A 9,065-nucleotide genomic window follows, 5' to 3' on the forward strand; every position below is an offset into this window, starting at 1 on the left:
ATGTACTTGTATCCCATGTATTTCACCGACGAATTGGTGGATGTCATTTCCGCCGGCGGCAAAATTCTGCCCTATCTCGATCTGCCGCTGCAGCACATTAATGACACCATGCTTCGCCGCATGCAGCGCCGCGTGAATCGGACTGAAACCGAGCAACTTTTGTCTACGCTTCGCTCGCGGATTCCCAATCTTGTGCTCCGCACGACCTTCATTACCGGCTTCCCGGGTGAAACCGATGACCAATTTGCCGAACTCGTTGAGTTTACTCAGCAGCAAAAATTTCAGCGCCTGGGCGTGTTCACGTATTCTTATGAAGACGGCACGCCCGCGATCCGCCTGCCCGATCATCTTCCCGAAGACGTAAAAAACTCCCGTCGCGACCAATTGATGGCCGTGCAGCAGGAAGTGGCGTTTCAGTGGAACCAATCGCAACTGGGCCGGCGGCTGGATGTGCTCATCGACCGGGCGGTGCCTGAGGAAAAAAATGCCTGGCTCGGCCGCTCTTATGCCGATGCGCCCGATGTTGACGGCGTGGTATACGTCACCGGCAAGCGGCTGAAGCCCGGGCAAATCGTCCCCTGCGAAATTGTCGCCACCGCCGAATACGACCTGGTCGCCGCCGCTCTCGGCCCGGGCCAATAGAGGCCAGGGATAAACGAACAGCCATTGAGAATGACCAATGACCAAATCCCAATGACCAATGATGAACTCCTGAACTGCTTATTAATCATTGGTCATTGGGATTTGGTCATTCGTCATTTGCTTCAATTGGTCATTCGTGCTTTTCCCATTCGGTCTTCGCCATTTCTCCTGGTGTGAAGTAGAATAGCGTAGCCATGTCGATCGCTAGCCAACCGCCGGTGCCCACTAAATACGACGAACGCACCATCGTCAATTTTCCCAACGAAGTCACCACCATTCGCTTGGCTCTGTCGGTCGTGCTGTTTGTGCTATTGCACTTTCATTGGTATTGGGCCGGCTTCTGGCTGTTCTTGCTGGCTGCCGGCACCGACTGGCTCGATGGCTTTTGGGCCCGGCGCTACGGGCAAATTACCATCTTGGGGCGCATGCTCGATCCGTTTGTTGATAAGGTCATTATTTGCGGCACGTACATTTTTTTGGCCGCCGATCATCAATCGGGCCTGCAGGCGTGGATGGCCGTATTAGTGCTGGGGCGCGAATTGCTGGTGACTGCCTTGCGCAGCTTTTTCGAGCAGCATGGGTCCGATTTTTCGGCCGCCATTTCCGGCAAGCTGAAATTTATTTTGCAGTGCACGGCCGTGGGCGCCAGTTTGTTCTGGCTGAGTTACCAACCTCCCGTGGCGCCCACCATTCCTCCCACCATGCTCGCCGGCGATATCGGCATTGAAGCGCACGAGTGGGTGCAATACATCGTGGTCATTTCCGTTTGGTCGATGATTGCCATCACCATCTATTCCGGCTACGCCTATGTGCGGGCAGCCATTGGCTTGATTCGCGGCATGTAGCGGCCCACGCCAATGCAAGGGATCGACATTACGCCTGCCGAGCTGGTCAAGCAAATTTGCAGCATTTTGGGGTTGGGCGTTCCCATTTGGCTGTGGCTGGCCTGGCGCTGGCGGAGCAAACATACGCTGCTGGCCTTTGAGCCGCACCGGCCCGTGCCGTGGGAAGGCGTCGATATTGTGCTGGTATTGGCGGTTTTTTTCCTGGCCGAGTTTTTTTGCGGCAGCATAGGGTTGCGCTTGGCAGGCATCACGCCGTCGGTTGAAGGGCATGGCGTCACCAGTCAGGAAGAATTGGCGGAGTTCGCTTGCGATGCCGTGGCTCGGCTGGTCACCGTGTTGATCGGCGCGGCGGTCATCGCGCGCCGGGTGCAGGCGACCAAGTCCGATCTCGGATTTGATTTTTCCAGGCCGCTGTACGACGTGGCTTGCGGAGTCATTGCCTTCGTGGCGATCGCGCCAATTTTGTATACGATCCAAATCATCTCGCAAGTGTTCATTGTCCAGTACCACCATCCGCTCATCGACACGGTGGAAAAACGGCCCGAGGCAATTTCCTGGCTCATCGTGACGGTTTCCGCCGTGTTCGTAGCGCCGCTGGCGGAAGAGTTCTTCTTTCGCGTTCTTCTGCAAGGCTGGCTGGAAAAAATCGAACGGGCTTGGTGCGAACAAAAATGGGACAGCGCCCTAGCGCCGGCCGGCGCGGCCCCGCCCGGATTGCTGAATTTACCTTTGGGGACAGTGCCGATTATCGTGACCTCGGAACTATTTGCGCTGACTCATTCCGGGCAGGGGGCGGCGCCCATTCCGCTGTTTCTGTTGGCCTTGGTGCTTGGATTTTTGTACCACCGCACGCATCGGCTGCTGCCATCGGTCGTCGTGCATTTTTTGCTAAACGGCATTACCATCGCCATGCTGTTTGCAAGCAAATGACCGGCCGGGTTCCAAAACACTCAATGACCAATGACCAAGCACCAACGACCAACCCTCGACCTGCTTTTTAATCATTGGTCATTGGGATTTGGACATTGGTCATTTCCTCTGCGGCACTTTCGATCACCCCCACGGTGGTCTATAATCTAGCGCTCACCCTACTCGGTTAGCGCCTCGCGGCTAAACATGCTCATCGTTGATCGCTCCCCCTCACCTCATCACCCCATCACCTCCACACCCACCCACGCCTGCCATGCCTTACGGTTTTGGAATTATTGGCTGCGGCATGATCGCTCGATTTCATGCCAAAGCCATCGCCGACGTGCCTGATGCCAAGCTCGTGGCTTGTTTCGACAGTTATGCTCCGGCCGTGGAAAAATTTTCCGCCGAAGCAGGCTGCCGCGGCTATACCAAGCTGGAAGAGATGTTGGCCGATCCGGCCGTGCAGGTCGTGACCATTGGCACGCCCAGCGGCGCGCACCTGGAGCCGGCTGTCGCCGCGGCCAATGCCGGCAAGCACGTGATCGTGGAAAAGCCGCTGGAAATTATGCTCTCGCGCTGCGACGCCATTATTTCCGCCTGCGAAAAAAACAAAGTGAAGCTGTCGGCCGTGTTCCCGTCACGATTTCACGAATCGAGCCGGCAAATGAAATGGGCCGTCGATGAGCAGCGGTTCGGCAAGCTGACCCTGGGCGATGCTTACGTCAAGTGGTTTCGCAACCAGCAGTATTACGACAGCGGCGCTTGGCGCGGCACCTGGCAGCTCGATGGCGGCGGGGCGCTGATGAACCAGGCAGTGCACAGCGTCGATTTGCTTACTTGGCTGATGGGTCCGGTGGCGGAAGTCACGGCCCACACCGCCCTTTTGGCTCACGAGCGCATTGCCGTCGAAGATACTTGCGTGGCTACCCTTCGTTTTAGCAATGGCGCGCTGGGAGTGATTGAAGCTTCCACGGCCGCTTATCCCGGTTACCTGAAGCGGATTGAAATTCACGGCGATCAGGGAACCGCCGTGATGGAAGAAGAAGACATCAAAACCTGGGATTTCGCTCAGCCGCATCCGCGCGATGAAGCGGTTCGTCAGCGAATGGCGCAAGCCCGCAGCACCGGCGGCGGCGCCAGCGATCCGTCGGCCATCGGCCATCATGGCCACGCGTTGCAATTTGCCGATGTCATCCAGGCGATCAAGAACAACACCACTCCCGCCGTCGACGGCAACGAAGGGCGCCGCTCGGTCGAAATTATTCTGGCCATTTACAAATCGGCCGAAGCACGCCAGGCGGTGCAACTGCCGCTCAAAGACGATCCGGCGCTGGCCGCCCGCCAGCGCGATAAAACGTCGTAGGGCACCCGACTGACACAGTCGGGCTATATTTGCGGACGGATTCGCGGATTCTGTGGCCCGAAATCGCTCTTTGCCGTTTTCTGCCGGCGCGGCACAATCCGCCTGCGTTCGGTGTCTGTTATTGGTCATTGGTGCTTGGTTATTGGTCATTTTTTATGACGTCCCGCTTCACCGCCGCCGGCCATTACACTGTTTACCTGCTGGTGCGCATTTTCGTGTGCGTGCTGCAAGCGGTCAGCATCGAAACGTGTCAGCGTATGGCCCGGGGGTTGGCCTGGGTGGCGACCAAGTTAATTCCCCTCCGCTTTCAGGTGATCGACGAAAATCTGCGCCACGCCTTTCCCAACATGTCGGATCGGGCGCGCCGCGAAACAGCCCGCCGCATGTGGGAGCACTTGTTTTTGATGCTCGCCGAAATCGCCCACTTCCCGCGCAAAGTGCACGATACCAATTGGCGCGATTACATCCGCTTCAAAAACGAAGCGCCGATGATGCGCGAATTGTTTCGCAACCGGCCCCGAGTGTTTGTTTCCGGGCATTTCGGCAATTTCGAGCTGGCCGGCTACACGCTGGGATTGTTCGGCTTTCCCACGTTCACCGTGGCTCGGCCGCTGGATAATCCGTATCTCGATCAGTTCGTGAACCATTTTCGCGCACTCAAGGGGCAATACATATTGCCCAAGCAAGGTAGCGCCCAGGAAGCCTCGGCCCTGTTAGAAGGGCGCGGCACGCTGGGAGTGCTGGCCGATCAACACGCCGGTTACAAAGGCTGCTGGGTGAATTTTTTCAACCGTCCCGCTTCCACGCACAAAGCCATTGCGGTGTTCGCGCTAACGAACGACGCCTCGCTGATGGTCGGCTTTGCCCGCCGCTTGGGTAAGCCGCTGCAATACGAAATGGGGCTGGAAGCGTTGGTCGACCCCGCCACGATGGACCCGGCGCTGAAAGATATTACCGCCCTCACGCAGTGGTACACCGGCGTGCTGGAAACCATTGTCCGCCGCGCGCCGGATCAATACTGGTGGGTGCATCGCCGCTGGAAAGATAACCGGCCAGTAAAAAAACGTGCCGCCGCGTGAGCGCCGGCAGGGCTTAGCCCGGTCGGCCACGACCGGCGGCTATACGATTTTCGCCCCGCGGCCACGTGCTACAATGCAGCGCATGAAGCTGCGACGATTCATGCCTCCGCACGTTGCTCATGGCCATCACCGCGCTGGGAATCTGGCTCGGACTGCAAGTTCACGCGACCCGGCCTGGTTGGCGAACAGTTCCGGCAGCCTCCAGCGATTGTCGTCGGGCCGCCTGACTTAGACGGAGATTAGATGCCCGCCTGTCGCCTGACTTGAAATCTGTAATGAGGTCCGTCTCCAGACGCCTGCGACTTTTCTCAGTCAATGGTAAGTGCAAGCTGATGACATCACAGCACTTAAAAAATTTCTCCCAGAATTGGGCCACTCATCTGCTATGCTGTACGTCGCTTGGAACGTATAGCATCTGATTTTCAATCGAGTTTGCTGGTGATGAGCGATTTGCTACAAGCTGCGAAGGCGTCTGTCGCGCTGTATTTCCTTCCAGGAACCCTGTATTTCCTGCAAGGAAGACGGCTGCGATCAACCCGCGGTGGGCGCGCAGCCGCCGCTGCAGCGTTTGGTGTTCGCCGTAAGCAACGAACAAACAATTCGTCGACAATGTGCATTTTTGGACGTAAACTCGCAGACTTTTGTCGCCCAGTGGATGCGCGATTGCCCGAGAAATCTCGGCATCAACCGTGCTTCGCTTGCGACAAAATGCGGATGTTCTGTCACGAAAATTAAAATCCAAGAATCAACGGTCAATCACATTTTCATCCTCAATTTTTACTTCACTCATGGCTGCTCCCTTGAATCCGCCGGTTCGCATTTTGCTTGGCCCCGGGCCCAGCGACATTCATCCCCGCGTATTGGCGGCGATGTCCAAGCCCACGGTGGGGCATTTGGATCCGTACTATTTGGAACTGATGAACGGCATGCAGCAGATGCTCCGCGAGTTGTTTCGCACCAAAAACGAAATGACCATGGCCATTAGCGGCACGGGTTCTGCCGGCATGGAGGCCGCGGTGGTGAATGTGATTGAGCCGGGCGATTCGATGCTGGTGTGCGTTAACGGCGTGTTTGGCGGCCGCATGGCTGACGTGGCCGAACGAGCCGGCGCCAAAGTAACCAAAGTGGAACGGCCCTGGGGCGAAGTTTTTTCTCCTGCCGATCTGAAAGAGCTCCTGGCGAAAGCCCAGCCGAAAGTAGTGGGCATTGTCATGGCCGAAACTTCCACCGGCGCTCGGCAGCCGCTGGAGGAAATCAGCCGACTGGTTCACGAGGCCGGCGCTTTGCTGCTGGTCGATGCAGTTACGTCGCTGGGGGGCATTCCGGTCGAAACAGATCGTTGGCAGCTCGACATTGTGTATTCCGGCACGCAAAAATGTCTGAGTTGCCCGCCGGGTTTAGCGCCCATTACGTTTAGTCCCGCAGCGATGAAAAAAATTCACGCTCGCAAAACGAAAGTTCAAAGTTGGTATCTGGATGTCACGATGCTCTCGCAATACTGGGGTCAGGAGCGCGTATATCATCACACAGCCCCGATCAACATGACGTACGGCCTGTATGAAGCGTTGCAGGTGATTGGGGAGGAAGGATTGGAAAATTGCTGGGCCCGCCATGCCCGGCACCATGCGGCGCTGAAAGCCGGACTGGCGGCGATTGGCATCGGTTATTCCGCCAGCGAAGGGCATCAGCTCCCGATGCTGAACGCGGTGAAAATTCCAGCAGGCGTGGACGATGCGGCAGTTCGTCGCGGATTGCTGGAGCGTTTTGGAATTGAGATTGGCGGGGGCTTGGGCGCGTTCAAAGGCAAAGTGTGGCGGATCGGCTTGATGGGTTACGGCGCCCGGGCCAACGACGTGCTGCTGCTATTATCGGCCTTGGAACAGTTACTCGCCGAGCAAGGACACAAGTTTTCGCACGGCGCCGCGTTGGCGGCCGCGAACGAGTTTTATCAATCGCACAAATAATTCAAATTAGGAGTTTTTGCTACGTTAACGCCGCTGGAAGAACTGGGTTTGAGTGGGTTAAACCTCGATAGCCGAGTGCGGAAGGTTTTCTACGCGCTTCCGGCACAGGAACTAGCCAACTTGATGACCCGTACGCATGAGGAAGCTCGGCGGCGGAGCATGATTTATGAACGCGACGGCCAGGTAGAAACGATTCGTGTGTTGTTGCGGCCCAGCGCCGTCATGCCGGATCAAGCATCGTACCTGCATTTCGTGTCGCTTACGCTGTTGAACGCTTTGAAGCGGCTGCCGGAAATGTACTTGGCCGATGCCGAAGTGCAGCGGATTATTCCGCTTTCCCCAGAGGAAGAAGTCTGGCTGCACGATAGTTGGGGACCCAGCCAGCGCGAGAATAACCCGGTGTTCGGCCGGCTGGACGGCGTGATCGAATTCACCAGCCCGATGTGGAAGGACTCGCTGCGGTTCATCGAGCCGAATCTTTCGGGCGTGGGGGGCATTCATCTGGCTCCTACTTGCGACCGCCTGATTGCTGATTTTGTAGTGCCGGTGCTACAGCGCTTTGATCCGCTGTTGCAACTTGAGCCGGGTCCCGACCTGCGGGAGCTGTTCATCCAAGATTTGCTCGATCATTTGGAAGCGATTGGCCGGCCGGGCCAGCACGTGTGCTTTGTCGAACCCAAATACGCCGGCAGCGGCATCGACGAACAAACGGCGCTGGCCGAGTATTATTTACAGCGCCATGGATTAAAAATTCTGCATGCCGATCCGGCAGAATTGTACATTGAAGGCGACGAGGTGATGTATGAGGGTTCGTCGATTGATGTGGCTTACCGTGATTACGAAGTGCGCGACTTGATTGCGTTGGCCCGTGATGAAGGGGTTAACGTGGAACCGATGCGGAAGCTGTTTCGAGAGAACCGTATGATTTCCTCGATGGCCGGGGACTTCGATCACAAAAGCACTTGGGAAATTCTGACCGAGCCCACACTGGTCCGGCGATATTTCAACGCCGACGAACGGCAGGTGTTTCGCCGACACGTGGCGTGGACGCGGTTAGTATTCGACCGGCGCACTACTTTGCTCGATGGCGAAGTTGGCGATTTGTTGAAGTTTATTCGCACCCATCGCGACATGCTGGTGCTGAAGCCCAACCGCAGCTACGGTGGCGACCGCGTGTTGTTGGGGCACCTGCTGGAAGCACACGAATGGGAGCAAGCCATTGAAAAAGCGATTGTCGGCGGCGATTGGGTTGTGCAGCGATTGGCCGCCATTCCGGTTGGGGAATTTCCATTCCTCGGCGAGGACGGCACAGTTCATGTGGAGCCGTTTTACACCGTGATGGGTTTTGCTGCTACCAAATATGGACTGGCGTTGTTGGGCCGAGCCTCGCAGAAGCAAGTGGTCAATGTCGCCCAGCGCGGAGGCATGTGCAGCGTACTCATTGGCCGTCCCCCACCGCGGCTTGTTGGCCCTGGCAATGTTGCGTATCAAATTTGAAATGGAACCAGCTGAACGATTTACTGCCGCAATCGCACGGATCGACGCCATCAACGCCGCCGACCCGAATCGCGAATTATTCCAAGGCCGTCAGCAGCCAAAGGAAGTGGTTTATTCGCAGCGAATGAGCGACTGGCTGCAGCGAATGTCGCCCGATGCTTCGGAAGCATCAAAACTGGCGGCCCACGGACAACACATCTGTCGCTGGACCATTCCGCGCGGTGAGTACCCAATGGATCGTCCAGGTTATTTCCGTTGGCGAAGCACATGCCAGCGGATGCATGCGGAGAAGCTGGGCAAAGTTTTACGCGAAGTTGGTTACGACGAAGCGACAATCGGTCGCGTCCAATCGCTCGTCCGTAAAGAACGCATGAAGCTAGATCCCGAGGCCCAGCTTTTGGAAGACGTCGTTTGCCTGGTCTTTTTGGATAACTACTTCGCCGAATTCTCCCATCAGCACGATGAAGCGAAACTCATCGACATTGTTCGCAAAACATGGAAAAAAATGTCTGTCCAAGGCCAACAGGCTGCACTGCAATTGCCGTTACCGGTTGAAACCAAAGCAATCATCGAAAAAGCATTGACTACGTAATAACAGCCTTCGTTTATCCTATGCACGCCGAAGTCATTTCCATTGGCGATGAACTTACCAGCGGCCAAAGGCTAGATACGAACAGTCAATGGCTCAGTACTCGGCTGTGCGAACTGGGAGTTAGCGTGCTGTATCACACCACCGTAGCCGACAATCTGGACGCCAACGTGC

9 protein-coding genes are annotated in these 9,065 nt (G+C 56.6%); all 9 read left to right on the top strand.

The window, feature by feature from the left end:
* The coding region (locus VFE46_18690; protein ID HZZ30031.1) for a radical SAM protein at positions 1-642 on the top strand (642 nt) is incomplete at its 5' end.
* A 194-nt stretch (positions 643-836) separates the two neighbouring features.
* Positions 837-1,487 (top strand): CDP-diacylglycerol--glycerol-3-phosphate 3-phosphatidyltransferase, encoded by a 651-nt coding sequence (gene pgsA, locus VFE46_18695; protein HZZ30032.1) that lies wholly within the window; start codon positions 837-839, stop codon positions 1,485-1,487.
* 12 nt (positions 1,488-1,499) lie between these two features.
* Positions 1,500-2,417, top strand: a complete 918-nt coding sequence (locus VFE46_18700) for a JDVT-CTERM system glutamic-type intramembrane protease (GenBank protein ID HZZ30033.1) — start codon at positions 1,500-1,502, stop codon at positions 2,415-2,417.
* 253 nt (positions 2,418-2,670) lie between these two features.
* A complete protein-coding gene (locus VFE46_18705) occupies positions 2,671-3,762 on the top strand; it encodes a Gfo/Idh/MocA family oxidoreductase (GenBank protein HZZ30034.1) in 1,092 nt (363 codons plus the stop codon).
* Positions 3,763-3,917: 155 nt separating this feature from the next.
* The gene (locus VFE46_18710) at positions 3,918-4,841 is read left to right on the top strand and encodes a lysophospholipid acyltransferase family protein (GenBank protein HZZ30035.1); all 924 of its coding nucleotides are present in this window, start codon (positions 3,918-3,920) and stop codon (positions 4,839-4,841) included.
* Between the two features lie 788 nt (positions 4,842-5,629).
* Positions 5,630-6,805: an alanine--glyoxylate aminotransferase family protein gene (locus VFE46_18715; protein ID HZZ30036.1), complete on the top strand. Its 1,176-nt coding sequence runs from the start codon at positions 5,630-5,632 to the stop codon at positions 6,803-6,805.
* 123 nt (positions 6,806-6,928) lie between these two features.
* Entirely contained in the window at positions 6,929-8,302 is a 1,374-nt protein-coding gene (locus VFE46_18720; protein ID HZZ30037.1) for a hypothetical protein, read from the top strand.
* Between the two features lies 1 nt (position 8,303).
* Positions 8,304-8,894 (top strand): DUF4202 domain-containing protein, encoded by a 591-nt coding sequence (locus tag VFE46_18725; protein HZZ30038.1) that lies wholly within the window; start codon positions 8,304-8,306, stop codon positions 8,892-8,894.
* Positions 8,895-8,914: 20 nt separating this feature from the next.
* Positions 8,915-9,065 (top strand): molybdopterin-binding protein (locus VFE46_18730; protein ID HZZ30039.1); only part of this gene is annotated, 151 nt, incomplete at its 3' end.

Source organism: Pirellulales bacterium, assembly GCA_035656635.1.
Taxonomy (GTDB): domain Bacteria; phylum Planctomycetota; class Planctomycetia; order Pirellulales; family JADZDJ01; genus DATJYL01.